The 26,948-nt window shown below is 68.3% G+C and carries 21 protein-coding genes, 2 pseudogenes and 2 CRISPR repeat arrays; of the genes and pseudogenes, 11 read left to right on the top strand and 12 right to left on the bottom strand.

Annotation, left to right across the window (positions count from 1 at the left end; genetic code table 11):
• Positions 1-240: 240 nt before the first annotated feature.
• Together TCUR_RS04620 and TCUR_RS04615 are read left to right on the top strand one after the other, a co-directional pair.
• Positions 241-2,013 carry a ParB/RepB/Spo0J family partition protein gene (locus TCUR_RS04620; protein ID WP_012851310.1) on the top strand — a complete coding sequence of 591 codons (1,773 nt, stop codon included), beginning with the start codon at positions 241-243 and terminating at the stop codon, positions 2,011-2,013.
• A gap of 555 nt (positions 2,014-2,568) precedes the next feature.
• The gene (locus tag TCUR_RS04615; protein WP_012851309.1) at positions 2,569-4,086 is read left to right on the top strand and encodes an ATP-binding protein; all 1,518 of its coding nucleotides are present in this window, start codon (positions 2,569-2,571) and stop codon (positions 4,084-4,086) included.
• Between the two features lie 307 nt (positions 4,087-4,393).
• A CRISPR array of direct repeats spans positions 4,394-5,487; the repeat unit is 30 nt; unit sequence GTTGCGATCCCTCCAGGGGTGATGAGCGAC.
• Between the two features lie 103 nt (positions 5,488-5,590).
• Here TCUR_RS04615 and cas2 read toward each other — a convergent pair.
• From cas2 to cas6, 7 genes are all read right to left on the bottom strand, one after another.
• Positions 5,591-5,854: a CRISPR-associated endonuclease Cas2 gene (cas2, locus tag TCUR_RS04610; RefSeq protein ID WP_012851308.1), complete on the bottom strand. Its 264-nt coding sequence runs from the start codon at positions 5,852-5,854 to the stop codon at positions 5,591-5,593.
• Positions 5,855-5,857: 3 nt separating this feature from the next.
• A complete protein-coding gene (gene cas1b, locus TCUR_RS04605) occupies positions 5,858-6,838 on the bottom strand; it encodes a type I-B CRISPR-associated endonuclease Cas1b (protein WP_012851307.1) in 981 nt (326 codons plus the stop codon).
• Complete coding sequence (cas4, locus tag TCUR_RS04600; RefSeq protein WP_012851306.1) at positions 6,835-7,344, bottom strand: CRISPR-associated protein Cas4; 510 nt, start codon at positions 7,342-7,344, stop codon at positions 6,835-6,837. Before cas4 ends, cas1b begins: the two co-directional genes overlap by 4 nt.
• Complete coding sequence (locus TCUR_RS04595; RefSeq protein ID WP_012851305.1) at positions 7,341-10,424, bottom strand: CRISPR-associated helicase/endonuclease Cas3; 3,084 nt, start codon at positions 10,422-10,424, stop codon at positions 7,341-7,343. The genes cas4 and TCUR_RS04595 overlap by 4 nt, the downstream gene beginning before the upstream one ends.
• Before the next feature lie 114 nt (positions 10,425-10,538).
• Complete coding sequence (cas7i, locus tag TCUR_RS04590; RefSeq protein ID WP_012851304.1) at positions 10,539-11,600, bottom strand: type I-B CRISPR-associated protein Cas7/Cst2/DevR; 1,062 nt, start codon at positions 11,598-11,600, stop codon at positions 10,539-10,541.
• On the bottom strand, positions 11,600-13,006 hold the full coding sequence (locus TCUR_RS04585; protein ID WP_148232926.1) for a hypothetical protein: 1,407 nt from the start codon (positions 13,004-13,006) through the stop codon (positions 11,600-11,602). The genes cas7i and TCUR_RS04585 overlap by 1 nt, the downstream gene beginning before the upstream one ends.
• Positions 13,003-13,614, bottom strand: a complete 612-nt coding sequence (gene cas6 / locus TCUR_RS04580) for a CRISPR-associated endoribonuclease Cas6 (protein WP_217265450.1) — start codon at positions 13,612-13,614, stop codon at positions 13,003-13,005. The genes TCUR_RS04585 and cas6 overlap by 4 nt, the downstream gene beginning before the upstream one ends.
• Before the next feature lie 1,275 nt (positions 13,615-14,889).
• A CRISPR array of direct repeats spans positions 14,890-15,245; the repeat unit is 30 nt; unit sequence GTCGCTCATCACCCCTGGAGGGATCGCAAC.
• 287 nt (positions 15,246-15,532) lie between these two features.
• On the opposite strand from cas6, the gene TCUR_RS04575 reads away from it, so the two are divergent.
• The 5 genes from TCUR_RS04575 to TCUR_RS04555 all read left to right on the top strand — a co-directional run bounded on the left by TCUR_RS04575 (position 15,533) and on the right by TCUR_RS04555 (position 20,126).
• The gene (locus TCUR_RS04575; protein ID WP_012851301.1) at positions 15,533-16,675 is read left to right on the top strand and encodes a hypothetical protein; all 1,143 of its coding nucleotides are present in this window, start codon (positions 15,533-15,535) and stop codon (positions 16,673-16,675) included.
• Between the two features lie 87 nt (positions 16,676-16,762).
• Complete coding sequence (locus tag TCUR_RS04570; protein WP_012851300.1) at positions 16,763-17,323, top strand: hypothetical protein; 561 nt, start codon at positions 16,763-16,765, stop codon at positions 17,321-17,323.
• Positions 17,317-17,856: a hypothetical protein gene (locus TCUR_RS04565; protein ID WP_012851299.1), complete on the top strand. Its 540-nt coding sequence runs from the start codon at positions 17,317-17,319 to the stop codon at positions 17,854-17,856. Before TCUR_RS04570 ends, TCUR_RS04565 begins: the two co-directional genes overlap by 7 nt.
• A gap of 499 nt (positions 17,857-18,355) precedes the next feature.
• Positions 18,356-18,859, top strand: a complete 504-nt coding sequence (ssb, locus tag TCUR_RS04560; protein ID WP_012851298.1) for a single-stranded DNA-binding protein — start codon at positions 18,356-18,358, stop codon at positions 18,857-18,859.
• 88 nt (positions 18,860-18,947) lie between these two features.
• Positions 18,948-20,126, top strand: coding sequence for a hypothetical protein (locus TCUR_RS04555; protein WP_012851297.1), 1,179 nt, complete (start codon positions 18,948-18,950; stop codon positions 20,124-20,126).
• A gap of 120 nt (positions 20,127-20,246) precedes the next feature.
• Here TCUR_RS04555 and TCUR_RS04550 read toward each other — a convergent pair whose 3' ends face one another.
• The 3 genes from TCUR_RS04550 to TCUR_RS04540 all read right to left on the bottom strand — a co-directional run bounded on the left by TCUR_RS04550 (position 20,247) and on the right by TCUR_RS04540 (position 23,402).
• Positions 20,247-20,867 carry a hypothetical protein gene (locus TCUR_RS04550; protein ID WP_169312995.1) on the bottom strand — a complete coding sequence of 207 codons (621 nt, stop codon included), beginning with the start codon at positions 20,865-20,867 and terminating at the stop codon, positions 20,247-20,249.
• A 441-nt stretch (positions 20,868-21,308) separates the two neighbouring features.
• Positions 21,309-22,532 (bottom strand): methyltransferase, FxLD system, encoded by a 1,224-nt coding sequence (gene fxlM, locus TCUR_RS04545; RefSeq protein ID WP_012851295.1) that lies wholly within the window; start codon positions 22,530-22,532, stop codon positions 21,309-21,311.
• Between the two features lie 561 nt (positions 22,533-23,093).
• Positions 23,094-23,402: a 4a-hydroxytetrahydrobiopterin dehydratase gene (locus tag TCUR_RS04540; protein WP_012851294.1), complete on the bottom strand. Its 309-nt coding sequence runs from the start codon at positions 23,400-23,402 to the stop codon at positions 23,094-23,096.
• Between the two features lie 589 nt (positions 23,403-23,991).
• Between TCUR_RS04540 and TCUR_RS04535 the strand changes: the two genes are divergently transcribed.
• Positions 23,992-24,198, top strand: coding sequence for a hypothetical protein (locus TCUR_RS04535; RefSeq protein ID WP_012851292.1), 207 nt, complete (start codon positions 23,992-23,994; stop codon positions 24,196-24,198).
• 127 nt (positions 24,199-24,325) lie between these two features.
• Here the strand turns inward: TCUR_RS04535 and TCUR_RS04530 are convergent, their stop codons facing one another.
• Positions 24,326-24,592, bottom strand: coding sequence for a hypothetical protein (locus tag TCUR_RS04530; protein ID WP_012851291.1), 267 nt, complete (start codon positions 24,590-24,592; stop codon positions 24,326-24,328).
• The gene (locus TCUR_RS04525; protein ID WP_245536977.1) at positions 24,589-24,777 is read right to left on the bottom strand and encodes a hypothetical protein; all 189 of its coding nucleotides are present in this window, start codon (positions 24,775-24,777) and stop codon (positions 24,589-24,591) included. The genes TCUR_RS04530 and TCUR_RS04525 overlap by 4 nt, the downstream gene beginning before the upstream one ends.
• 286 nt (positions 24,778-25,063) lie before the next feature.
• Between TCUR_RS04525 and TCUR_RS28575 the strand changes: the two are divergent.
• From TCUR_RS28575 to TCUR_RS04515, 3 genes and pseudogenes are all read left to right on the top strand, one after another.
• Positions 25,064-25,237, top strand: a pseudogene (locus TCUR_RS28575) (helix-turn-helix domain-containing protein); the annotation flags it as partial.
• Positions 25,238-25,386: 149 nt separating this feature from the next.
• Positions 25,387-26,433 (top strand): annotated as a pseudogene (locus TCUR_RS27765) (NsdA family TPR-like regulatory protein); the annotation flags it as partial.
• The gene (locus tag TCUR_RS04515) at positions 26,430-26,906 is read left to right on the top strand and encodes a hypothetical protein (protein ID WP_012851289.1); all 477 of its coding nucleotides are present in this window, start codon (positions 26,430-26,432) and stop codon (positions 26,904-26,906) included. The pseudogene TCUR_RS27765 and the gene TCUR_RS04515, both read left to right, overlap by 4 nt.
• Positions 26,907-26,948: the final 42 nt, after the last annotated feature.

Here is a 26,948-nt window from a genome sequence, read left to right as displayed (position 1 = left end):
GTCAGGCTGCGCCGCCCTTGCCGTGCCCGCAACCGGCTCTCGCTGCGCTCGTTCCGGCCCTTGCCAGAGATCTTTCCTCCTTCGTCGGAAACATCTTGGCCGGGCCGGACCGCCGGTGTGCGTTCCCGGCCGCGTGCGGCGCGGGCGCCTTGAGCCGGGCGGGGACCTGCTCCCTTGTGTCCCCGGGGCACCGCATCCCCGCGGTGTTCAGGCCAACCCGGCGTGAGTCAGGGAGAGCACATGGCCGAAGTCACCGCCGCGCCCGATGCCGCCGGCCCAGACCGGCAGGTTCCCGCCGGTACCGGTTCTGGCGAGGGGAACGACCGGGAGCCGGAGTACACCGAGCGTCCGATGATCCCGGTGGAGTTGTTGACGGCCCACCCGGGCAACGTCCGCGAGGACAAGCAGGCCGATGAGGCGTTCTGCCGGTCGGTCGCCACGGCCGGGATCATCGTCCCGCTGGAGATCACCGTGGATCCCGATGGCGGGTACCGGGTGGTGGACGGCAACATCCGCCTGGACGCCGCGCGGAAGGTCGGGCTGGACGCGGTGCCGTATTTCTTCTCCGCCGACACCGCCGACGATGAGGCGCTGCAGTACCTGCACATGCTGATCTCCTCCCGCTTCCGCAGGGACCTGTCGGTGCAGGAGGAGGCCGCGGCGCTGTTCGCGGCGTCCAAGGTGATGACCAAGACCGAGATTCGCAAGGCCACCGGGCTGTCGGCCGCCGAGGTCAAGGCCGGAATCCGGGCGGGGAGCCTGAGCGCCCGCGCCAAGGAACTGGCCGCCGGGATGGATTACGAGTGGACGCTGGAGGAGCTGGCGCTGCTCAAGCCGTTCGAGGACGATCCCGAGGCGATGGAGGTGATCGCCCGCAACCGTTACAGCCCGCTGAAGTACACCGTGCAGCGGCTGCTGGACGAGCGGGAGGCCAAGGCCCACCGTGCCAAGGTGGTCGCCGAGCTGGAGGAGGCAGGGGTCACGGTCGTCGTCGATCGTCCCGCGGGTGCCGTGGAGCTGCACCAGTTGATGGACGGTGAGGAGGCGATGACCGCCGAGGGGCACGCCGGCTGTCCCGGTGCGATCGCGTGGGTTCCCCCATGGGGCGACGCCGTCCCGCGTTTTTACTGCACGGACCCGGCCAGGCACGGCCACATGGTCGCCGGAACCGATACCGCCGGCCCGTCCGGGCCTGCCGCCGCCGTCCCTGATGCGCTCCCCGGGCCTGCGTCCGGGACGGAACGCAAGATCGTCATCGAGGGGAACAAGGCGTGGGAGGCGGCCGGCAAGGTCCGCCAGGCGTGGCTGGAGGAGTTCCTGGCCCGGAAGACGGCGCCCAAGAACGTCGCGGGGACCATTGCCCGGTTCGTGACCGAGCAGCTCGTCACGATGCCCGAGCCGTTGCGCCGTGCGCTGGGCGGCGTCCGGCATTCGGGGATGTTCGCCGCCTTCGGCGGTCCCACGGCGGACACGGTGGCCAAGAGCACCCTGCCGGGTTTGTGGATGATCGCGCTGGCGCCGATCGCCGCGGCCTATGAGCGGGAGATCACCGGGGACGGGGAGCGTCGTCACACCTGGCGCGAGGACAAGTACAGCCCTTGTTCGCGTGAGGACGCCGGGGCGTGGCTGCGGTTCGTCGCCGAGATCGGGGCCAAGCACGGCTATGAGCCCAGCCCGATCGAAAGGGCCGTCGCCGATGGTGTCCCCTACCGGGGTGATGATCCGGCCGACGTTCTCATCGGCGGAAACGACACTGAACAGCCGGTGGACAGGGCCGCCCAGGAGTGCGACGAGCACCTAACCGAGGCCGGCAAGCAAGGGCTGCAGCACGCCGTTCCCGCTGCGGGCGCCCCTGCCGTCCCATCCTCGGCTCACGAGGCCGTACCGCCTCGGCAAGAGGCAGAGCCAGAGCCGCAGGCGGCTGACGAAACGGCCGGCGAGATCGCCGAGGTGGAAGACGGAGAGAGTCCCGATAAGGGAGCCCAGGCCAAGGGCCGCATCGAAGCCGCTTGATCAACTGTTCCCGGTGGAGGGCCGTCGAACGTGGGGGCACTCCACCGTTTGCAGAACGAGAGCTCAGCGGGGAGCGACCGGTTTCCCACTGCGCCCTCCCTCGATCGGCCGTACAGGGACCTCTCGCCGTCGCGGTGGCCTTTACCGGCGATCACGGCTACTTGCCCCGCAGGTCACCGCATGAGGCAAGGTCCTCATGGCGCTGCGGCCCCAGCTCATGGCCTCACCGGCAACCTCCACCAGCCCAAGCCCTGGCCGGGCTCACGCGGAGAACCGTCCTGCCAGGTGCCAGAGCACCGTGGGAGGACCTCCAGACCCCGGCACCAAAGCCACGAAGGCAAACCACGCCTGCCTGACCACTGCCGAGAAGCTGAGCTCTGCCACGACTGCTTGAGTGCGGGCGCTCAAACATCTGCGGCCGGCCTACCTGGCACGGCTTAGCGGCACGCGGTGAGGCCGGGCGCCTGGCTGCCAAGCCGCCCATAGCGCAGCGGCACCGACACACCCGGCCGCCAATCAATCGGTTTCTGCAACACCCGACCGGAAGGAACACCCATGCCCACTGTCACTACACACGCCATCGCGGTGATCGGTATCGAGGGCTTCCTCCTGGACATCGAAGCCTCAGCCGTCCAAGGACCCTCGAGCCTGCACCTGCACGGCCTCCCCGACGCCACCGCGCGCGAGACCCAGGACCGGATCCAAGCCGCCATCATCAACGCAGGCCTGCACCGGTCACATGGCCAGATCACCGTGAGCCTGCTGCCCGCCTCCCTGCCCAAACACGGCTCCTCGTTCGACCTGGCGATCGCCGTCGCCGCACTCGCCGCGAACGACGAGGCCATCCCCTCTGCGGCCCTGTCAAAAGTCGTCTTCGCCGCCGAACTCGGCCTGGACGGTTCGCTGCGTCCCGTGCGAGCGATGACCCCCACGGCCCTGGCCGCAGCCCAAGCAGGCTGCTCGGCCATCGTCGTCGCTCACGCCAACGCCGCCGAAGCCGGCCTCCCACCCGGACTGCAGGTGATCGCGGCCGACACCTTGACCGAGGTCATCACCTGGCTCACCACCGGAACACCACCCTCCGCACCCCGCACCCCCGCAGCGCCCCCTGCGCCAAAGCCCACCTTCCCCGACCTTGCAGACCTCCGCCTCCCCGAAGCCGCCGCGTTGGCCCTGCAAGTAGCCGCTGCAGGGGGTCACCACCTGCTGATCACCGGCCGCCAGAACCCGGCCCGATATGGACGAGCACTGCCGCCGCTCCTCCCCGATCTCACCCCTGCCGCCGCCCTGGAGGCCACAGCGATCCACTCCGCCGCCGGACTCGTGAACCCGCACGATCCACTGATCACCCGACCGCCCTACCGCTCCCCCGCCCCCACCAGCACCCCCGACTCCCTATGCGGAAACGCGAGCAGCCCCGCCCTACCCGGTGAGATCGCCCTCGCCCACCAAGGAATCCTCCATCCGGCAAACGCCGCGGACTTCCCCACCAGCGCCCTGGAGCTGCTCCGCCAACCCCTCAACGACCGTCAAATCACCGTCACCCGCAGCGGCTCGATCACCCGCTTCCCCGCCGACATCCAGCTCGTCCTGACCACCGCCCCCTGCCCCTGCAGCGCCCTTTGCCAAACGACCTGCGAATGCGACCCCCAGCACCGCACTCGCTACCTCGACCGCCTGCTCAGCCGCCTCGGCAACAACATCGACCTCACCCTCAACCTCGACGACCTGTCGTCCCAAACCCCACTACTCACACCCGCCCACATCACAACCGCTCAGGCCACAGCCCGCATCGCCGAGGCCCGCGCCCGCGCATCCAGCAGACTGGCCAACACCTCGTGGACCAAGAACGGCCACATCCCTCTCCACCAAATGCGCCGCTACTTCATGCCATCCACCGCCGCCCTACGCCCTCTCGAAGCAGCGATCCAGACAGGATCACTGTCAATACGAACAGCCATCCGGATCACCCGAATCGCCTGGACAATCAGCGACCTCGCAGGCCTCTCCGAACCCACCGCCGAACACATTGAAACCGCTCTGGAGCTATCACTCCCCACATCGAAGACCTGACCACTGCCGAGTAACCCAGCGGCGGAAACGACAAGCTGGAAGCGCTAACCCCACCCTGAATCAATATTCACAAGCAACCATCTAGTCGCCAGAAAAATTCAACACCCAAAGAACATCCAAATTGAACAAAAATCATTCATTCCAGCAAAATTCACAAACACCAGACCAATCCACCCGTGCCAATAAATTAGAGTAGTTAAATTACTGGAAAATCCAGTCTATTCAATAACATCAGCGACTCCGAGTCGCGGCTTCTCCAGGGAGGATGAGTAGCCGCTGAATCACCGATGTCTACAGGTCTTAGCGTGCTCCGATCCTTCCGGGGATGATGAGCGACGCCCGGCGCTGCGGCTGGTCCCGCTCGCTGATCTGATTGCGATCCCTCCAGGGGTGATGAGCGACGTGGCACCGGCGACATCCTGCGCATGTGGGGCACCTAGTTGCGATCCCTCCAGGGGTGATGAGCGACGCTGGGGGCGTTGCTGATCTCCCCGCCCGCTGTGGAGTTGCGATCCCTCCAGGGGTGATGAGCGACGCTGGGGGCGTTGCTGATCTCCCCGCCCGCTGTGGAGTTGCGATCCCTCCAGGGGTGATGAGCGACCCCGGAGACTGTGAAATCCTGCTCCAGGACTGGGACGGGTTGCGATCCCTCCAGGGGTGATGAGCGACGGGTGCTGCGGCGGGCGGCGTCCAGCATCACCATGTTGCGATCCCTCCAGGGGCGATGAGCGACGGGAGGTCGCCTACCGCAAGGGCACGCTGCCCGCGTTGCGATCCCTCCAGGGGTGATGAGCGACGCGAGCGGCGAGACGAGCGCCGCGCAGACGCCACCGAGGTTGCGATCCCTCCAGGGGTGATGAGCGACGTCGCGATCACCAGGGCGGCCGCCGGCCAGGCCGGTTGCGATCCCTCCAGGGGTGATGAGCGACGTGCTGACCGGCACCGCCCCGGCCCGCTCCGCCCGGTTGCGATCCCTCCAGGGGTGATGAGCGACCAGCAGGCGCAGCAGTGGCCGGAGCTGCACCCGTCGGCGTTGCGATCCCTCCAGGGGTGATGAGCGACCAGCGCCTCGGCGGCCTCGGCCGGAGCCTCGGTCCGGCGTTGCGATCCCTCCAGGGGTGATGAGCGACTCCCCGGCGTCGACGACCCCATGTACGCCTGGCAGTGGTTGCGATCCCTCCAGGGGTGATGAGCGACCAGACAACAGGGCGCCGGTCCGGACGTGGTCGACCCCAAGTTGCGATCCCTCCAGGGGTGATGAGCGACGTTGAAGTCGGCGCCGAATACGCCGAGCGTCTCGCCTGTTGCGATCCCTCCAGGGGTGATGAGCGACATCCTTGCCAACCCGCAGGACTCCGATATCCGGCCCACGTTGCGATCCCTCCAGGGGTGATGAGCGACCCGAGAGTAAAGTCGCAGCTCAGAGGCATCTCGCAGGGAGGTTGGTCGGGCGTTTTTGCAGCGGTCCGGCGGTAGTGCAGATGTGCAGGTCAGAAGGTTCTTCTTACAGGACGGGGTCGGTGTTGCCAAGGGTCTGGCCGAGGGTTTGGGTTTCGATGTGGTGGGGTGTCCTGGTCCGGTAGATCAGGACGCTGTCGTATCCGGGGTCGATGTGTTGCTTGATCTCGGAGATGAAGGTTCGGTGCTGGGCTGCGGAGAGTTCGCCTTGGAAGACGCTGCGCTGTACCCAGTGCAGGTAACGGCGGCAAGTGCGTAGGACGCGGGGGTTGCGTTCGGCGAGGGTGTCGTAGACGACGATGACGAACATCGGTCACCACCAGGGGCGGAACGGCTTGTAGGGAGTGCCTTCCAGGCAGAGTCGGACGATTTTGAGGGCCTCCAGGTGGAGGAGCTCTTCGTAGGAGACCTTTCGCTTGAGGGCTCGGTGGTGGACGGTGGTGGCGAGCTCGGTTCGGATGAGCTCTGCGACCTTCTTGCGGCCGGACTTGCTGAGGGATGCGTGGTTGACGTCGCTTTCGAAGTCCGCAGGGGTGAGTGTTTTCTGGGCGGCGGCACGGCGGAGGAGCCGTTCGGCGAACAAGGGCTTGAACGGTTCGGCCAGGTCGAGGGCGAGGGTGTTGCGGCGGCGGTCGGTGTCGGCGTGCATGAAGCCCAGGGCCGGGTGGAGAGGCGTGCAGCGCAAAGCGGTGAGGACGCGGGCGTAGGTGATGGAGTTGAGGTAGCTGATGAAGGCGTTGCCCGCGTTGGCCGGTGGGCGGCGGGTGCGGCCTTGCAGGCGGAGCCATGGGGGCAGGAAGGTGTCCAGGGTCTCCCAGGCGGTACGACGGAAGTTGCCTTCGATTCCCATGAGCTGCTCGGTGTCGCGGCAGCCGTCCAGTTGTTCGGGCAGCCGGGCCAGTGGCGCATCGAGCAGGTCGGTGTCCAAGGCCCAGGCGACGTTGGCCGCGGCCGCCGCCACCAGGGCGCGGCCGATGGACAGGCGGGTGGCGTCGTCAGCGGTGAGGGCGACCTGGCGTCGCAGGACGAGGGCGGAAGAAGAGTCCTCGGCCGGGGTGATGGCGCCGGCGTAGTTGCCGTAGTGGTCGAGGATGTGGACGATCACGCCGTGCCGACTCAGCAGGGAGACCGCTGAGGTGTTGATGTCGATGTGGTCGAAGGCGACCAGGTCCCGGATATCGGTGATGGGGATGCGGACGGGGCTGCGGTCGGAGCGTTCTATGCGGATGCTGCCTGCTTCGCGGCGGATCCGGCAGGGCTCGGTGAGCCAGTAGGTGCGGGCGGCGGAGCTCATGCCTCCGCCCAGCAGTAGTCGTTGTAGGCGCAGCCACGGCACCGGCTGCGGGGCAGGCGGGGCGGTATGTGCAAAGCCGCGATCACTTCTTGGGCCTGTTGTTCGGTGGTTTCGGCTTCGGTACGGGCGGTGGCGTCCCAGGGGACGTCGATCTTGCGGCGGATGAGGGGGTAGTGGATGACGCCGCCGCGGACGTTGACGCCGCGGCGTTCCAGCAGCAGGCAGTAGTGGCGGACCTGGGCGCGATGCTGGTCGGAGGGCCGGCGGGAGGATTTGGTCTCGTGGACGATCGCGCCGGTGGTGACCCAGTCGATCTTGGCTTCGCCGAGGTCGATGTCGCGGCGGCGGGTGTAGGTGGTCTCGTCCACGGCCTCCCCGAAGGCGACGGCGTCGCTGCGCTGCTCGGGACGGTAGCCGCGTGAGTACAGCCATAGCTGTCTGGGGCAGTGCAGCAGGTACTTGATGTGCACTCCGCCTATGGCGTCCGGGCGGGGAAGCGACTTCACAGGACGGTCTCCGGTTGCCGCGGGGACGTGGCCTCGGCGCTGAGGTCCAGGCCGGTTTCTTCGCTGTAGGGGGCGTTGATCAGCCACAGGGGCGGGCGTCGTTCGCGGCGTGCCCGCTCCCGGTCCAGGTGTGCCCGTCCGTTGCGGTGGAGGCGGTGGATTTGGGCCTTGCGCAGCGGGATGAGCAGCCCGGCGGCTTGAAGCGGGTCTCCATGGGGGCCGCTGGAGCGCAGGCTGTACTCTTCGGCGTCGCTTTCCAGCAGGACCTCGATGCTGTCGAACGCCTCGTCCAGGCCGGTCGCGTGTTCGGTGCGGTCGTGGAAGGGGTCGCAGAAGGTGAGGAAGGATTCGAAGAACTCCTTGCGGTAACGCTCGGCCTGGCTCGCCCACTGCCGTCCCCACTCGGTGTCGTAGGCGTGGCGGAGCCAGGTTTCCACGGTCTGTTCGGAGATCACCGGGCTGGGCGTGTTCCGCAGCGCCGACAGGGCCGCATCCAGCGCGCCCTCCTCGTAGGGCAGGGCGGATTCGGGCATGTGGACGCGGAACTCCACCACGCCGTCGGGATGGCGTCCGCGCCGGTTGACCCGGCCGGCGCGCTGGGCGACCGCCTCGATCGGCGCCAGTTCACTGACCCCGCGGTCGAAGTCCAGGCACAGCGACACCTCCAGCACCTGGGTGGCCACCACCAGCCCGCCGCGGCGGGTGTTTTCACCGACGGCGCGTTCGGGGTGGCGCGTGCTGATCCGCCGTTCGATGGCGGCGCGGTCCTCGGCCCGGAACCGCGAGTGCAGCAGGATCGCCGCGTCCGGGTCGTCGGGCAGGACGGCTCTGGCGTGACCTGCCAGTTCGCGGTACAGGCGCTGGGCGGTGGCGACGGTGTTGGCCACGACCAGCACGCTGTGGCCTTCGGTCAGCCAGCGGCGGATGCGGTCCAGGCTCTGCGGTGCGGTGATCGGCTGGTCGTCCAGCACCAGGCGGTGCCGGTCGGGGGCGGTGCCCGGCGGCGCCCGATGCACGGTCACCTGGTCGAGGGTGTCCTTGAGCAGGTCGATCATGGGTGGGGCGAGGGTGGCCGACAAGACGACCACCCGGCTGCCGAGCATCTGCCACAGCCGCATGGCCGCGCACAATCGTCCGAACGTGGCCGGGTCGTAGGCGTGCAGCTCATCCAGTGCGATGAGCGCGTTGGCCTGCTCCAGCAGCACGCTGGAGTGGCTCGGCCCGGCGATGGCGCCGCGCAGCAGCTGGTAGGGGGTGGCGACCCGGATGCGTTGCGCGAACAGCCGCATGGCGGCGGCCTGGTCGCGTGCCTTGCGCGCCTGGCGCGGGCCGGGCGGGCAATCGTCGGTGGTGGCCCGCGCCAGCAGGGTCCGGGCGGCGGTCGCGTGCAGGACGCCGATGTCGGGCTTCTTCTGGCCGGGAGCCGGCAGCAGGCTTTTGATGAACCGGTCGCGGGCGGCGTCGATGGAGGCCCGGTACGGCAGGACCCACAGCAGCCGGGGACGGCCGGGCATGTCGTCGAGCTGCCGGGAGGCCCAGGCCAGCCCGGCCTCGGTCTTGCCGCTGCCGGTGGGGGCGCACAGCACCAGGTGCCCGGTCGTCTCGGCGGCGGCCCGCTGGTGGGGGTAGGGGGCGGGGAGGGTGGTGATGTACCGGCGCGGCAACGGCATGTGGGTCTGCAGGGGCACGTGCGCGGAGCCGGACCGATCGGCCAGGGTGACCGCTCCTTGCAGCAGCACCGCGACCAGCCCGTCTTCGGGAGGGACCCGGCCGCGCCAGGCGGCGTGCAGACGGGCGAAGGCGTCGCGGGCCAGCTCCCATAGCCGCCGTCCGTCCGGTTCCGGGGGCGGGATGCCGAGCTGGGCGGCCAGCCAGCGCAGCAGCGCGGCGTGGCGGGCCGGGGTGACCTGGACGCGGGGGCGCGTGGGGGGAGCGTCCGGATCGCGGCCGAACTTGCGTTCCCAGGCCGCCTCGGGCGGATACATCTCCCGCAGGTCCCGTCCGCTCGCCGAGATCAGGGGCCTGTGGTGGAAGGCCACCCCGACTGCGATCATGGTGCGGTCGGATTCGGGCAGGTGCCGGGTCAGCAGGTCGGCGTAGGCCAGGGAGAGCACCTCGTGCCGCTCCCCCCAGGGCTCGCCGCCGGGGCGCAACTGGTTTTGGAAGCCTTCGGCTACTTTGCCCGCATCGTGCAGCAGGGCGGCGATCTCCACCTGGGTCCAAAATCCCGGGCGGTCGGCCAGGATTCCCGGTGAGCCGATGCGTTCGGCCACCGCCTGGGCGGCGCTTCGCACGGTGACACTGTGCTCGATCAGCAGCTCGGGACGTCCCAGCTTGGATGCGGCCTTGGACTTGCCGAAAACTCCGGCGAGCTCGCCGTCGTCGCCGGTCTCCGGCGCTGGCGGCGCCTGCAGCCAGACCGCTTGATCGCCGTCCCGGTAGGCGCCGGCCACCGGGCGGACATCGGTCGGCGGTTCGGCGCACCACAGGTAGTCGCCGTAGTCGGTGCGCAGCCGGTCGGTGCTGACGTGGTCGGCCAGCCGCAGCAGGTTCGCCTGCGGCGCCTGATGTCCGCCGCGGGGAGCCAGCGCGTGGCCGATGCGGGCCCGGTCGGTGGGCACCAGCTCGACCCGGGTGATCGAGCGGACGTGCACCAGGTCTTGGGAGCGTCCCAGCCGCAGGCCCCAGGTCGGTCGCCGCAGCGCCGTGGCGATCCGTTCCCCGTCGGGCATCGGCACCCACAAAGTGATGTGCACTCCGGTCAGGAATGGACGCTCCCGGATCGTCATGCCGCCCTTGCCCGGCCTGACGCGTCCGCCGATCGCGGGGTTGGAGCCGTCGGCCGCGATCGGGTGGTAGGTCTCGGTGTCCACGCCGCGTCCCTCGGCGTAGGCGCACACCCCCAGCACGACCGGTTCGGCGGGACGGCCGGTGGCCGCGGCCAGCATCCCCCGCAGCGTCGAAGGCGGAGGGACCGGCAGGCAGCGGGTCACCCCGGGGAACATCGGGTCGCGGAAAGAGGCCACGGGCGCATACAGCTGCACGCGGACGGCCTCGATCGGCCTGCGTTCATCCGGCATGGCGTCCTCCTCTTCCCGGCCCGCGCGCGGCGCGTCCGGTCATATGCCGGCAGGGTCTGAGAGCGCGATGGGGTGCGGTGATGTGGTCGATGTCCGCCGCCATGCGGGGCTCTTTCACCGCGCGGGGTCGTCGAACCAGGCGTCGTGCCGGCCGTCGCGGATCTCCGCGGCCAGTTCCCGCAGCATCACCCTGGGGTGGCCGATGGTGACCTTCTCCGCCTCGATCAGGTCGGCCGCGTCCGTTTCGAACTCCTTGCGGACCAGCTCCCGAAAGCCCGGCCGCCAGCCGAAGCGGACGGGGGCCTCCCACTCCCCCTGCCAGGCGTCCAGTTCCTGCTTGAGCACCTCGGCCCGCACTTGCAGCCCGCTGCCGTCCTCGGCGCCGTCCACTACGAATCCCAGCGGGTTCACCCCGCCGGCCATCGGGACCAGCGCCACCAGGGCGGGAGTGCGGTCACCGTAGTGGATCGCCTTCTTGGCGCCCCCGACCAGTTCGGCCAACGCCTCCAGCAGCAGCGCGACCCGCTCCCGGCGTATCTCCAGCGGCAGCCGCACCGCCTGCTGGCCGCGGAACTTCACCGGCACGGCGCCCATCTGGACCGCTCCGGCCACCGCCAGCGCTTCCTGCTCGCTCAGGTAGTTCGGACGTCCCACACCGTTCTTCTCCGGGAGGGTGAAGGTGCCCACCCGGGGCAGGTCCAGCAGGAACGGCGCGGCCAGGTCGGCGGTGTAGAACTCGTGGGAGTGCAGCACGGGCTCGTCGATGCCGCGGGACATCACCCCGAAGTCGGTGGTGGGCTTGGCCGGCTCGACCGACAGGAACGTGCCCACCATGAACGGGCTGTCGCGAAGCGTGGTGCCCTTGTCGTCCCCTTTGGGGCCGGCCTTCATGTAGCCGAAGAGGTCATCGTCGATATAGGTGATCGGGTCGCCCGCGGTGGTGGCCTTTTGCGCCTTTCCCTGCGCCTTGCCGACACGCTCGGTGGGAGAGGGGACCGATCCCAGCGCGGTCATCGTCTCGCGCAGCCAGCGCCGGAACGCCTGCGCCGAGATGTAGGGATACCACTCGCCGCGGATGCGGGCCTTCTTGACCGGCGCGGTCGTTGACTCGCCCTTGTCGTTGTTGGGCGCGCCCGCGGTGACCGCGAGCACGATCTTCCCGGCCAGGTAGCTCATCAGGCGTACTCCTCCCCTTCGTCACCGTCGTCGTATTCGCCGTCCTCACTGGCCGGGTCGTCCTCGTCGTCGCTCTTGCCGATCCGCACTCCGCGGCGGATCAGCTCGTCCAGGACGTCGAAGTACAGCTGCCCGCGCACCCGCCAGCCCTGGTTGCCCTCGGCCTGCAGGAGCGGGATCAGGTCGTTGATCCGCACCCTGTCGCTGCCGTCCAAAAACAGCCGCGCGCTGGCCTTCATCAGCAGCTTCTGCAGGTCATAGGCGCTGTTGACGGCGCGGCGGAACTCGTTGAAGCGGCCTCGCGTGCCGTCTTGGGTGATCCAGTCGGCCAGCATCACGGTGGCCCTGTCGAGCCGACCGGGGTCCATGTCGTACATCACCTCCTGGTAGAGCCGGCACAAGGCGCGCCAGCCGCGCAAGGTTCGCTGGTTGAGGGCATCGGGGTCGCGGGCGCGCCGCATCAGCTCCAGCGGCAGGCGGTCGCGCTCCTCGTCGTCGACGGGATCGAACAGCGTGCGGGCGGCGGCCGTGGCGCCGTCCACGGTCACCGCGCCGGACCGGTCCCGGCGGTGCATGGATCTCTGCAGGGCCGCCCAGCCGTGCCGGCAGTCCGCATCGGCCCGCATCGCCCGCAGGAAGCGGGCGATGCCCTGCCGGGTCTCGGTGACCCGAAGCCACGGCTCCTGGTTGTCGTTTTTGAACGTCCACAGCGTGCAGGCCCCGCCGGAGTCGGCGGCGTGCTCCCGCAACGCCCGCACCACGACCGCCTCGGGGCCCGCCCCCGCCTTCAGCCCGGCGAACCCGAGCTGACGGATCCGGCCGGCCCGCACCAGGTTGCGGGTTGCGAACTCCTGCTCCACGGCCGTGTCATCGCACGTCAGCACGGTCGCCGACCCTTGGGTCACCCACGCGCCATAAGGCATGGCCCACAGCGCCACCCGGCACGCCCGGCACACCGGCCAGCCCGGCACGCCGGGAGGCAGGGTGTTGAGCGCGCGTTCGGACTCGAACATCGGCAGGTTCGTCTTGGTCCACACCGTGCCGCTGGGACGCGCGCAGAACGTGCAGGGCAGCAGGGGCGCTCCCATCGGGTCGGGCGCGAACAGCTCCGCGACCTGCGGATACAGCACGGCCCGGTCCCGGGACCGTTTGGCATGGGTGGGTTTGGAGTTGGGATACAGCGCGAACAGCACCTTCCACCAGTCGTAGGAGACGCTGTCCTTGGGGGCGGTCGCCGCCGTGACGATGTCTTCGACCAGCCGCTCGACGACACGTTCCATGTCGTCTTCGGTGACCGTCTCAGGACGGTCACCTCCCGCCAGCAGCGTCACCGCCCACACGCCGCAGCGCTGCAGCGGATGGCCCGAGGGCGTCAGCACCGGTTCGGCGACCGTCGCGGAGGTCACCGGATCCACCCGAATCCCTGGATGGACACCAATCCCAGCCCCCAGTCGTAGATGGCGTCCAAGAGCCTGGGCGCGGCGGTGATGCTCAGCTTGACCGTCGCGCCGATCCGCATCGCGCCCTGGACGTCGAAGCGCCGCCGGGGCCCGGCTGCCAGCACCTCCACCCGCACGTCCGACGGCAGGCCCAGCACGTCGGCCTTGTGCCGGAGGTTGTGCACCAGGCGTTCCTCATAGGCCGCATCGCCGGGAAGCAGGTAGCGCCCCTCGTGCTTGAGGATCACCGGGGAGACGGTCTCGAACACGGCCTCGCCCGAGGAGTGGTCCGGTGTGTTCTCCACCTCCACTCCCTTGATCTGCAAGGTCGCCTCACCCCACCGCAGGTGCTGCCGGCCGGCCAGGGCGGCCAGCAGGCAGCCGGCGATCCGGGGAACCGGCGACCCGATCCACACCGAACCCTTCGAAGAGGTCGCATACGCGCCCTTGCGCTTTTTGGCCCCCGAAAAGATCGGCGGTGAGATCGCCAGCGGCCGAAGCGCATGCCCCTGCCATCCCACGTCGTGCAGTTGCTGAGACAGCTCCGGGTCTTGCGACTTCAACAGCCCGTACACCACTCCCCGAGCCGGCCCGTGAACATCGCGCCAGGCCAACTCGGGTCTGTCGGCCGCAACGTCCAACCGAAATCGCACCTTAGAGGCCCTCCTGACTAGCCCTTTGAGCTGCCTGGAGAAGTCTTAGCAGCCGCATCCGACAAAAACGGGAGCACTCCAAAGATCAACACCTTCGTGGCCCGTTACGGCCAATGCACAGATACTCGCCCGTAACACCACGATCGACTGGTATACACCCCAAGAGGGCCACAGGTGATCACGCTTCTGTCCGCCCACCGTCAGCATGCGGGCAGGCAGCCATTACCTTCGCCGAGATCTTCAGGGGATTCCCCTTTGAGGCGCCGCCGATCATCCATGGACGGCCAGCGGTCGCCTCCGGAGAGGGCGCTACGATGCCGATCCGCAAGACTTCATGCCCGCAGATGACATCTCGCCTCCTCAACCCTCTTGGAGGACTGACCCTTAAGGGAGTTTTGGAACACCGCTGATGCAGGTTTCCGGTTAGCCTGCTCTAAGAACCTCGCATCCCAGGAGAGGCACAAGCGCAATAACGGACAATACGGGATTTGCGCCACACACAGCCGCTCACTTCAAATAAAGGACTCAAGCGACAACCCAGACAAACTTGAACATAGTTGCATAGTCCTAGTTACTTGCAACAAACGTTAGGAGAGCTCCCGCATGGCCATGGCACCATGACTCGGCCCTGACCTCTTCTCTCGATACCACTCTCCACAGCGGAGGTCATGGAGCCAGAGGAATCTACGTTGCTCACAAACCGTGCGGCAATACCAACATGCCACCAGTGGACTGGCGCCCCAAGACCGTCCATCAGAGCGGTTGAGATGGCCCCCGTTTCACCGAACAAGATCACCCGAGTCAGCGCACCCCAGGGCTCCCCATGTCGGCGGCTTCGTAGCCGTACCGAGTCGTCCCCTGAACCAGTCCCCCAGTTGGCCCCATGCCACCGTCCGGGCTCTCTTCGGCCGTCAACCAAGCATGGACCCCACAGACCTCAAGGCTGTCCACATACCAGAAGACAACATGTCGGCATACATCCGCATGCCCACCATGTCACGACCCACAGCAGGCCGTAGCCTGACCAGGTGAAGAGCGACGACCGGAATGCCTGCGGAGACGAAGAACAGGTGTCACAGCAACACGATCACCATCGCACCCCTTCTGACCTGCGGCGCTGCACTACCGCCGGACCGCTGCAAAACCCCTCGCTCAACCCGCCTTCAGGACGCCTCTGAGCTGGGACTTTACTCTCGGGTCGCTCATCACCCCTGGAGGGATCGCAACCCGTGCCGGACACCTGACCTGTGCCGGGAGCGGTCTTGTCGCTCATCACCCCTGGAGGGATCGCAACACAGATGGCGGTCGTGCGGGGCCAGCGGGTCATGTCGCTCATCACCCCTGGAGGGATCGCAACGCGATCTCCTCTTGCCTTTTTGCGAGTTCGATCAGGTGTCGCTCATCACCCCTGGAGGGATCGCAACACGTGGAGCTGCCGGTACAGGTCGGCTTCCGAACCAGTCGCTCATCACCCCTGGAGGGATCGCAACGGGCACAGGCGCGGGTTGGCGATCGACCCGCCGATCGCTCATCACCCCTGGAGGGACTGTGACCGTGGCTCCTTAGCGTGATTGGCGACGGTCAGTTCTTCGCGCGGCGTTGTCTCTTCGGGATAGTGGGCCTTGCCCTCCCGGGGTTTTAGGGTTGCGACGGCCTGGCGGAGGGAAAGGCGGCTCTCGCTGTGCTCGTTCCGGCCTGGGGCAGAGATCTTTCCTCCTTCGTCGGAAAGATCTTGTCCGGCCGGACCGCCGCCTTGCCCTCCGCGGGCGGCCGTCGCAGGTGGTCTTTCCTCCGGGAGGGCAGGCCCTTGGCCCTCCCCCGAAGTGGAAGGACCACGTTCATGAACGCACCTGCGGTGGCCGGGGAGCTGGTGACTCGGCACGCTGAGCTGGGGGATCTGGTGGCGTTGCTGCGGGAGCAGCAGGGCCGCAAGGTCGACATCGTCGCCTCCGCTTCGGCGCTGCGGGCCGAGGGAGGGCGGCTGCTGATCTCGGGTACCGAACCGGTGCTGTCGCCCAGTGGGGTCACTCGCACCGATGGCGTCTACCGGCCGACGGCGACCTGTGAGAGGGGCATCGCCGAGAAGCTGAAGATCAACCTGCCGTATCTGCGCAGGTGCCGTCATGAGGCGATCGAGTTGTGGGACGCCAATGTCAACGGCTGGCTGAGGCGCGCGCCGGAGACCAAGTTCCTCATCCGGGGGTTCCGTGGAGCACGCGGGGAGGGGGTGGCGCGGGCGCTGCTGTCGGACTCCTACAAGCGGGTCGATCATCTGGACGTGCTGACCGCCGCCCTGGATGGGGTGGAGCGGGCCGGGGTTCCGATCACCATTCAGGGCTGTGATCTGACCGAGCAGCGCATGTACGTGCGCCTCTACTCGCCGGCGGTCGAGGTGCTGGCGCCTCGGCTGCTGGAGGGGTACCGGTCTCCGTTCACCGGGGCGGAGGGGACGGACAACCCGGTGGTGTGGGGCGGGTTCGTGATCACCAACAGCGAGACCGGGTGCGGGGCCGCCGCGATCACTCCGCGGATCGTGTTCCAGGTCTGCGACAACGGCTACACCATCACCGCCGATGCGCATCGGGCCGTGCATCTGGGCGGCAAGCTCGAGGAAGGGGTCATCGACTGGAGCGGCACGACGCACCGGAAGAACCTGGAGCTGATCACGGCCAAGACCACCGATGCGGTCCGGCGGTTCCTCACTCCGGCCTACGTGCAGAAGGTCGTGGCCGTGATGGAGGCCAAGGCCGGTGTGCCCGTCGAGCGTCCGGTGGAGACCATCCAGGTCATCTCTCAGCAGCTGCGGTTCTCCACCGAGCAGCAGGACGCGATCTTGGGGCATTTCATCAAGAGCGGGGATCTGACCGCGGGCGGGGTGATGCACGCGGTCACCTCCGTCGCCCGGACTTTGCCTGACGCCGACGCCGCGCACGAGATGGAATCGCGGGCCCTGCAGGTGCTGCAGTTGGCCGCGCAGGCCTGATTCCCTGCCTGTTTCTGGCTCCGCCCCGGGCGGCTGTTCGGGGCGGAGCCGTTTTATGACCGGCCTTTGGCCAGGAAGGAGCGGCCGATGCCGCGCCACCTCAAGATCGTTCCGGATTCTTCTTCGAGTCCCGGTGGGGCCGCTGCCGGGGATCGTTCTGCCGAGCCGGGGGACGAGGCGTTCGTCTGCCGGGTGCTGGCCCGTGCTCGGCCGGGGGATGAGCAGATCACGGTCGAACGGCTCGAACGCGCCGACGGCGCACCGATCATCTATCTCAACGCCGCCGATGTGGTGGCGTTCATCTATATCGGCCAGGCCGCCGGCGACAGCCCGCAGGCCGGCGGTGGCACCGGTGCGGGACCGGTGGTGATCGACGTCCATCGGCGCACCGACGCAGCCCAACGGCGTCTTCGGTTCCTGCTCGACAACGCACCGGCACGGTTGCTGGCGCTGGATCCCGCCCAGTTCCGGGTGGCCGCATCGGCGGGTTCGCCGCCCGACCATCTGGAGTTGATCTGCTTGCGCTGTCAGGGCCGTGTGCCTGCCGAACCCGCTGATCTGCTCCACGTCCTGGTAGAAGCCGCCACCGGGCACTCCTGCCCCATCGCGCCCGATCCCGCCCAGGGGAATGGGGGCGAGGCATGCTGACCGGCGAGAGCACCTACAAGGGGCACGCCATGCGCAGGACCCCAGATAGCGAGGCGACCAGCGGCTGGTGGTTCGTCCCAGAGCTGGGGATGCACCTTAAGTTCCACGAACGCTGGCGAGCAGAGGTCTGGTCGCTGTCGGACGGCCTGCACACAAGCCGCCTGCGGATTTATGACCATTCCAGCGGCGCCGAGTGGCTGGATGCCTTCTACCCTCTCGGCACCTGCGGTTCGGTGCCGTTTCAGCGGGCTGATCGGTTCATGCTGGACGGCCAGATGCCGGGCTGGGGCGAATGGCCGAGTGAGCCCACCAGCAGCGGACGCGTCCCGATGCCCGCCTGCGTGTACTGCCATGGCCCGGTCAGCCGAGCCGAAGTGGTGGTCATCGACCCCGGGCCATCGATCGGCCGCCTCTGCTCGGACCTGGGCGCGTGGGCTCCCCACGCCCACCGCTCCTGCCATCGAGATCACCAATCGAGGCGGCGGACGGCCGGCCGGGAGCGGCCGGAGACCGGCGAGGGGCGAGGCCAGTGATCGAAACCGCCTCACCGCATGCCTGCAGTCAACGCCGACGTCCGGCGGCGGCAGGGCGAGAGCGGTTTCCTTCTCACCAGGTCGCCTCAGTGCTGGGGCTGCCGTGCGGCACTTGTGCTCTGAACGGCCGCAACTAGGTGATCACCACCTGGTCTTGAGCCGACGGCAGGTCGGCGGCATGCCGCCGGGTCTTTCGGAGATATGCGAACGAGGCCGCCTTCCAGAACCACCGCGCTGTGGCTCGGGCCAGGCCGCTCCCCGCACGAGGTGATCTGCGCGCGACCTCCACGATGCACCTCAGCACGGACAGCGCCCAGCGCACCAGGTCTACGGCACCGAACGTCCAGCGACATCGCCCAGGTCGCTCGTGAACAGACGGTCGGGGTCCGTCACCGGCCGCACCACCAGGGAGCCTCGCCCCCTTCCAGGGATGTCCCTGGCCTTTCCGAGCCGCCGTCACCTCACCGGCAGCAGGCCACCTGCACCCCAAGGAACGGACATGAGCAACGACACCACCATCACCGTGGTCGGCAACCTCGTCGCCGACCCCATCTTGAAGTTCCTTCCTTCCGGACGCGCCGTCGCCAACGTCCGCGTGGCCTCGACCCCGCGGTATCGAGATGCGTCCACCGCCGAGTGGAAGGACGCCGCCCCCTTGTTCATCACCTGCAACGTCTGGGGCCGCCAAGCGGAGAACGTCACCGAAAGCCTCCAGCGCGGCCACAAGGTGATCGTCCGTGGGCGGCTCAAGCAGCGCTCCTACGAAACCGCAGACGGCCGGCGCCGCACGGTCATGGAGATCGACGTCGAGCACATCGGCCCCTCCCTGCAGAACGCCACGGCCAGGATCGCCAAGGCCCAGCGCCTTGCCGCCCCACCCGCCGTCCCGCGAAACGGCCCCCTCTCAGCACTCCAGGCAGAAGCAGCCTCACCTTCTGACCCGTGGTCGGATACCGCCGTGCCCACCACAGCCGGTGCAGGCACCACAGAACCACCCTTTTAACCATCTCCTTTTTCTTTGAAGGCCGCAGCCGAGGGAATCGGCTGCGGCCTTCGCTTTCCCCGTCCCTCACCAAGGGAAGGAACAGGCGTTGGACAAAGTCGTTTTGTCGCTGGGCATGGGAGTGGATTCGGTGGGAGTGCTCACCCGGTTCCTGCTCGAACCCGAAACCCGGGACTTCAAGCTGGACGACCTGATCGTGATGACGGCCATGACCGGAGATGAGTTCACCGAAACCGCCGAGCACATGGAGCGGTTCATACTCCCGCTGATGCGCAAGTTCTCCGTCCGCTACGTCCAGCTTTCCCGGGGCGGCCCGCTCGCCTCGTCCCGATACGCGGTTTTAGACGACTCCCGGCAGCCGAAGCGCATGCACATGGTCGGCCCTTGGCGGCTACGTGATGAACAGCTCGGCAACGGCACCGTCCCGCAATTCGCCCACGGCAAACGCATCTGCTCGGTCAAAAGCAAGGCCGACCCGCTGGAGTGGTGGAAAGAAGACCACCTGGCCGGCCTCACCTATCAGCACATCCTCGGCTTCTCCGCCGAAGAGGGTCACCGCATCCTCAAAGACTCCACCTACACCTCCGCCTCCCGCCGCGCCCGGTTCCCGCTGGCGGAATGGGGCTGGACGCGCGCCGACACCCTCGGCTACCTCCATGAGGTCTTCGGCACGACCTGGCCGAGGAGCTGCTGCGTCTACTGTCCCTTCGCCGCATCAGATGCCGAGCATCTGGCCGACCGGTGGCGCAGAGAACCAAAGGGCGCTGTCTTGGCCCTGCTCATGGAGAGACGAGCGATGGCGCTGAACCCCCGGGCCACGCTCTTCTCCCGGACCAGCGCCGTGCAGTTCGCCATCGACCACCGCCTATATCGGGTCCTGGCCCTGGCGGAGGAGGCCCTGCGGCGGGAGACCTGGGCCCTGTATGACGTGCGGCGCATCTACCATGCGGCGGTCGACAAGAAAACCGGACGGCGCATCCCGACGAAGAAGGGCACGGCGTGGCGGAGCGTAAAGACTCTTTCCGAAGGGTCCCGGCAGCAGATGATCGCCGAACTTCACCGCCGGGCACGCGCCCACGGAACCGAAGCGCAAGCCGATGGCTTCGCCATCATGCGCGCGCAACTGTGCACCCCCGACCCGGAGCGTTTCCCCACCAACGAGCGGTTCCTGAGCGTCGGGCCGGCCGGCGTCCATGACAAAGAGCGCAGAAGTTTCCACAGCCTGTGGACACGGCTTGCCGACCAGACCTCTCTGTTCATGGCCTGACCGGCCTCAAGGACGAAGGCATCATTGCTATCGCACCAGGGAGCGCCGGAGCAATCGCCGACCGGTTTCACTGGGCGTGTCCCAGTCGGCGCCGTCAGTTGAGGACCCAGCGCAGCCCTCTTACCTCCGCGGCGAGAGCAGGAGCCTCCGCCGACGGGCAGGTTGTTCGGGGATCGGTGTGTCGGCCAGGCGCAGACCGGTGGCCACCCAGGTGATCTCGTGACGGTTGTCGGTGATCTGCAGGAAATTACGGGCCGCCACGGCGGAGGAAGGCCGGTGCTGAGGGCCGGGGGAGTTCATCACCATGTGGGAGAGAGCGGCCACCAGCGCCTTGAACGCGGCATAGGGTTCGACCTCATCAGAGGTCCAGTTCAAAGGCCGGCCCTTCCTGATGGTCCGGCGGACGAATTTGAAGGCCTGCCGGACACTGCCGAGCATGTCGATCTCGGTCTCGGTCAGGACGCGTTCGGTGGCCAGCTTCGCCACCAGTGCTTCGACTTCGCCTTCGACCTCGATCATTCGCTGCAGGCAGTCCCAGCGGGCCTCTTCGGGAGCGGGGCAGGCGGCGGTGTGCTTGCCCTCCAGCGCGTTCCAGGTTTTCCAGACCACGATGAACTCGCCGTAGAGCCGCTGGAAATGCTCGGCCGCGGCCAGATCCATCTCGCGGTGCTTTTTGATCTGGTCCCAATGGTCGGTGATCCGGGTGGTGACGAACCAGCCACCAGCCAAGGTGGCCGCCACCGTCAGCAGCGGAACGCCTACCGTGGCGAAGGTCGACATGACGCACTCCCACCGGGGTCGGCGACCAGTCACAGAGTTTCCCGGCAAGGGTTGCATCACGGGCCACCCAGCGACAAGCTCCGCAGGACTCTGCGTTCCCGCGGTGGCAGGCGTCCTGGCCTTTTCATGGTTGGCACGGATGGCGGGGAGTGGGATCCCGGACTAGGGGCGGAGAGGTCCCTTCTGGATTTTCGTTACGATACGTAATGAGTTTGGCTTCTATCGATGGCTGTCCGGCCAGGTCATCTCATCGATGCCATGCTCAGGGAACGCTGTCACCGACGGCTGTCTTCACGCACCGTCAAGCCTTCTCCCTTCCGCAAGCAGGAATGACCGTTTCAGGGCTTCGTCCCTGACCGAGGCCTGCAAGGGAAGTCCTCGCCTTCGGGCGAGGGGTGGAGGTCAACCGGGGATGAAGGACACGACGAGGCGGCTGTGCCGCTTGTCCAGGACGGTCCCGTCCGGCAGATCGCCGTCTGGGGTGCAGGCGGGCAAGACCTCCAGGGCCGGGGTGGGACAGCCGGCCTCCACCCAGGCGCGCATGTTCTCGACCATCCGCTCGGCGGCCGCCTGTGCGTCGGGCCCATGCGCGTAGGCGCCGAGGTCGAAACGCCGGTCGGTCCAGCGAAGAGTCCGGTAGGCGAGCGTGCCGTTGTGCACGGTGGCGGAGGTGCCGTGCTGCCAGGACGGGGCGACGATCCCGGAAGCGATGGCCTCTTCCTGCGCGGTCAAGACCACGGCGTGCTCGCGCAGGCGGGTCGCGTGCCACAGGCTCAGGTCGTGCAACCGGGTGGCGGGCGGCAGGCTCAGCCCGGCCCACGCCTCCCGCCTCGGCTGCTCCAGGACGCCTTTGACGGCGTCGGCGTCGATCTGCTCGCCTTCGTCGAGGCGCAGGTGAACGCCCTCGGCGAGGTCGATGCAGCGGATCTGGTGGGCGCCGGCGCCCTGCACGGGAACGAACCCGCACTGGCGATGGCTGTGGCTGACCAGCCGGTCGCCCACCCGCCGCAGCGCCCATGACCTGGTCGTCCCGAACGTCCGCAACGGCACGACCAGCACGCCGCCCTCGGTGAGCTGCTCACGCCAGGCGGGTGGGATGTCCCAGGCCCCGGCCGTGACGATGATCAGGTCGTAGCCGCGGCCCGGTTCGATCGGGTGCTCGGCGTCCGCGCAGACCACGGTGACGTCGTGGTAGCCCGCCGTTTTCAGGCAGGCGGCGACCCGGTCGGCCACCTCGGGATCGATGTCGACGGTCGTGACCGATCCGGCCGTTCCGACGAGTTCGGCCAGCAGGGACGCGTTATAGCCGCCGCTGCCGATCTCCAGCACATGCCGGCCCTTCAGGCCGCCGAGCGCGCCCATCGCCTGGCCCAGCATCTCCGCGATCAGGAACGGCGCCGACACCGAGCTGACGTTCTCCCCGCTGGGGAGCCGCTTGGTGATGACCGCGGTGTTCTCGTAGGCCTCCTCCAGCGGAACGCCCGGCACATACAGCTCGCGGGGAACGGCCCGCATCGCCGCCTCCACCTCCGGGTGCAGCGTGAGCCCTTTCGCCGCGTGATCGGCGGCCAGCCGGTCGACCATCGCGTTCCGCAGGACCTCGCTGCTCGCGGGCTTGGCGCTCAAGACGTTGTCCTCTCTCGATACGTGCGGGCCGCCGCGGTTCGGGGCGGCCTTTGGTGTTCCTGCCGTGGCGGGTCAATGGCGAGCCGGACGGTTCGGCGTTCGCATCCTTCGCTGCGCCATGCCGCCCGGCCGACGACCTGCCTGCAAGCCGGACGGCCGGGACGCGCGGTGGCCGCCGAGCACGTCCTTTGGGCGCGCATCAACGTCCTTCCGAGCAAGGAAGGCAGTGACTCGGGAACAGTCGGCCCTCACGGCGCAGCACTGCCGTAATGGTCATCGGCTCCCCCTGGATCCTCCTGGGCACGGTCGGCCCACCGCAGTGAACGATCCGCTCCGCAAAAGAGCGATCGCTTTCAGTGAAGCCCTGCGCGCCCCGACCGATCCAGTCGGCAGCCACGGACATCCACCGACACGACCCGACATCCCGGCGCCGACCGGAAACGACGAGCGCCCCGCCTACAAGAGGCGGGGCGCCGATGCCGGTCAGGTGCTCTGCCTGGCTGCACGTCTTGGTCGCATGCCGGGCGGAGTTTCGTCCGCTGTCAGACAGTCATGCGGTTTTCAGGCCGGCTTGGCTCCGTGTCCGGCGGCGATGGCGTCGATGTGCCGGGCGAGTTCGAAGTCCTTGCGGGTGAGGCGGTTGCCGGCGTCGTGGGTGGTGATGGCGAAACGGATCCGCTGCCAGGTGATGTGGATGTCGGGATGGTGGCCGATCTCGCGAGCCTTGGCGGCCACGTACATCGCCAGGTGCACGCACTCGTGGTAGGTGTGCGCGAACGTGCGGGTGATCGTGTCGCCGTCGCGCTCCCAGCCGGGCAGTGCGGCCAGCTCGGCGGCGATCTCCTCGTCGGTGAGGGGGGTCGGGGCCATCGGCACCTCCAGGGTCAGTCGATGCCGGAGATGATCTCAACCAGTTCCTGACCCGGGGCGCTATCACGCCACCGTCCGGCCCGGTCCGGCAGCGCCTTCAGCGAGGCCTGCGGCGCCAGGGGTGGGGCGACGGCTTTGACGCGCCGGAGCTGTCGTGCAGTCACTTGCGAGTACTGCTGTTTTGCCGGGCGAGTTCCCGCTTGAGTAGGGCGTCGTACTCGGCGCGGACCTTCGCCGGTTCAATGCCGTAGTCACGGGGCGGCGCCGTCCACGACGTTTGCCGACCCTGCTGCAGTACGTTTGCCATCGGAACCGTTTCCTTTCTCTGGCGGGTTCCTTCGCCCCGCCTGGTGGTCGCGACACCGGGCGGGGCTTTGCCGTGTTGGCGCTACTTCTTCGGGGCGCTCTTCCTGGTGGTCATGCCGCGCCCTGACCAGCCCGCTCGAACCACTTGTCGGCGTACCGGTCGCGACGACATAGGGGCGATCCCGAAGGAGGTGGAAAGCCACCCGATCCAACTCGCTCCCCGAACCAGACTCGCCTGGTCGGTTGGCAGACCGCAGCGGGGTCGTATGGGACCATCGCCGCGATGCCGAGCAAGCACAAGTACACGACGCGGACGTTCCGGCCGAAGGACCTCGCGGCCTATGAGCGCGCCAAGGAAGCGCTGCAACAACTCGGCATCACCATGGACGAGTACCTGAACATGTGCATCGAGTACGCCGCGGGCAAGCGGGACTCCTTCCCACCGCGCCCTCCATTCACCGAGCCTGCTGCCGGGGCAACTGAAGACTGACCTCCGGGACAGTGGGCGGGCGGGCACCGGTCGGGCCGACCTCCACCTCGGACATTACGGTGCCCGCCCGCGCTGGATGGGGGCGGCCGGCGCGGGGCCGCGCCTCTCCATGCCGGCCGCCCCCGTCTCACCCGCCGGTCCTCCAGATGACTCCGGCCGATCCTGCTTGCCGCTCCCCTCGGCCGATCACTTTCCGGTAGTCGTACTCCAGGGGGTTGTAGGGGTCGAGGCGGGCCGACCAGACACGGGCCGTCCAGCCCGCCGGCCGGGTCTGCAGTGCCCGGGCCGCCGCCGCCCAGTCGTCCGACACTCCGCTTTCGTGGGTCTCCCCGTCCTCGCTACGGACTTCCCATGGGAACAGCTCAGGCCCGTCGAGGGAGTTGGCCGCGGTCATCGCGTCCCCCTGGGCCGGTGGCACGCCTGGACTTCGCGCACCCTGGCCAGCAGGTCGGCGGGGGTGCGGCCCTCGATAAGCCCGAACCAGGGGTAGGGCGGGCAGGGCATCGCCCACCAGTGGCGGGTGTGGTGCCCGTACCAGACCATCCACTGCCTGCCGATCTGACGCTGCAGATCAGCCAACACATCCGGGCCACATGCGTCAGTGGCGGTTGACTCGGGGGAATACACCGGTGACCGGGTGTGGGATACCTTCGTACTCAACCACGACCTCCGTTCGTGGCCAGGCCCCGGGACTCCCCGCTGTTCGCCCAGCGGGCCGGGGCCGTCTTTTTCTTTCTGCGTCGCAGTGCACGCTTCTGAGTACAGGCCAGCGCACGGAGAGCTACGGTGGAAAGTGTTGCCCTGTTGCCCATGCGACACGGGCAACACAGGCAACAAGTCAACCCGGGGCGAAACGGGTGAGGCGATGGCGTTCGGCGACAAGCTGCGGGCATTGATGGCCGAACGGCAGGTCGGCCTCCGCGAACTGGCAAAACTCGTCCCCTGCGACCCAGGACACCTGTCGAAGGTCTCCCGCGGCCGCAAACGACCATCCGCCAAGCTCGTGGAGCGACTCGATGAGCTGCTGGACGCGCGAGGAGAGCTGATCGCGTTGACCCCCCGCCCCACTGGACGCCCCACCGGCGATGACCCCGCAGACCCGGCCCTGTGGGCACCGGAGCGGGTCGTTGAAGACATCGCCCGCACCACCCTGGCCGACCTGTCGGTGACCCGCCGCGACGCCGGCAAGCAGGTCGGTGCACTGCTAGTGGGCGCGGCTCTGACCGAGCAGCTGGAGCCGTGGATCACCCAGGCCGGCCGGCCTCGCCCCGGCGGAAAAGCACCGTTGGGCTGGAGGAGGTCGAGCGGATCGAGGCGTGGACGCGGCTGCTGCGGCACTGGGACTCCCGGTTCCGGCTCGGCATCCGCCGCAAGGCCGTCATCGGCCAGCTGAACGAGGTCGCCGACCTGCTGAGCACCCCCCAGGGGGCGGAGGTGACCCGGCGGCTGTTCGCCGTACTGGCCGAACTGGCGAAGGTCGCCGCGTCGATGTCGTTCGACGCCGGCCAGCACCCGGTCGCGCAACGCTACTACCGGCTGTCGCTGCGGGCCTCCCACGCCGCCGGTGACAGGATGTTCGGCGCGAACATCCTGGGGGCGATGGCCCGGCAGATGCTCGACCTGCACCGGCCCGATGACGCACTCGACCTGGTGCGGCTCGCCCTGGACGGGGTCCGCGGGGATACGCCCGGCAGGGTGCGGGCGATGCTGCGGACCCGCGAGGGGTGGGCGTATGCCCAGATGGGCCGCGTCCAGGCGTTCCACCGGACGGTCGCGATAGCCGAGGAAGAATTCGGCGCCGACAGCGGCAGGCCGATGCCGTACTGGGTGACGAGGTTCGACCAGGCCGAGCTGGCCGGGGTGATCGGCGCCCGCTACCGGGACCTGGCCCTGGCGAGGGCCCGGGCCGGGGCCGATCATCGCGCCATCGCCCGCCGGTCGGTGGAGTACATCACCACGGCGCTGCAGCTGCGCCCGTCGCAGCGGCTGCGGAACCGGGCCTTCGACCTGGTGGGGCTGGGCCGGGCGTGCCTGCTGGTGGACGAGCGTGAACAAGCCGCTCAGGCAGTCCGGGAGGCCGCCCGGATCTGCGGCACCATCCGGTCCGGGAGGGTGCGCCGCCGGCTGGGAGACTTCTACGCAGAGTCCGCGCGGTACGCGGACGCTTCGGTGATCGCCGACGTCCGGGCAGAGCTGAAAGACCGGTTTCACAACGACATGAAGGAGCATGCGTGAGGGTCGGCGTCACCGGGCACTCGAACCTGACTGAGGCCACCGAGCAACTCGTCTACGACGCGCTGTGGGACCTGCTCGGTCGATACGACGGCGACCTGGTGGGCGTGACGTGCCTGGCGCGGGGCGCCGATCAGATCTTCGCCCGCGCCGTCCTGGACTCCGGTGGACGGGTCGAGGTGATCCTGCCCGCTCCCGACTACCGGGACGCAAAGGTCAAGCCCGATAACCTCGCCGAGTTCGACGACCTGCTGGGCCGGGCGTCGTCGGTGCGGTACACGGGGCACGCCACGTCCGGGCGGCAGGCGTACATGGCGGCCAGCAAGATGCTGCTGGAGAGCGTGGATCGTCTGGTCGCGGTGTGGGACGGGCTTCCGGCCGGCGGGTACGGCGGGACCGGCGACGTGGTGGAACACGCACGCAAGATCGGCGTCCCGGTCGATGTGGTGTGGCCGGACGGCGCTGAGCGTCAGTAGCCCGACCGGCCGGTGACCGGTGGGCTTTGTCTCACCTGGCCT

Source organism: Thermomonospora curvata DSM 43183, from assembly GCF_000024385.1.
In the GTDB taxonomy this organism is placed as follows: domain Bacteria; phylum Actinomycetota; class Actinomycetes; order Streptosporangiales; family Streptosporangiaceae; genus Thermomonospora; species Thermomonospora curvata.
The sequence above is the reverse complement of the archived record's forward strand: the minus strand, read 5'-3'. Positions and strand labels throughout refer to the sequence as shown.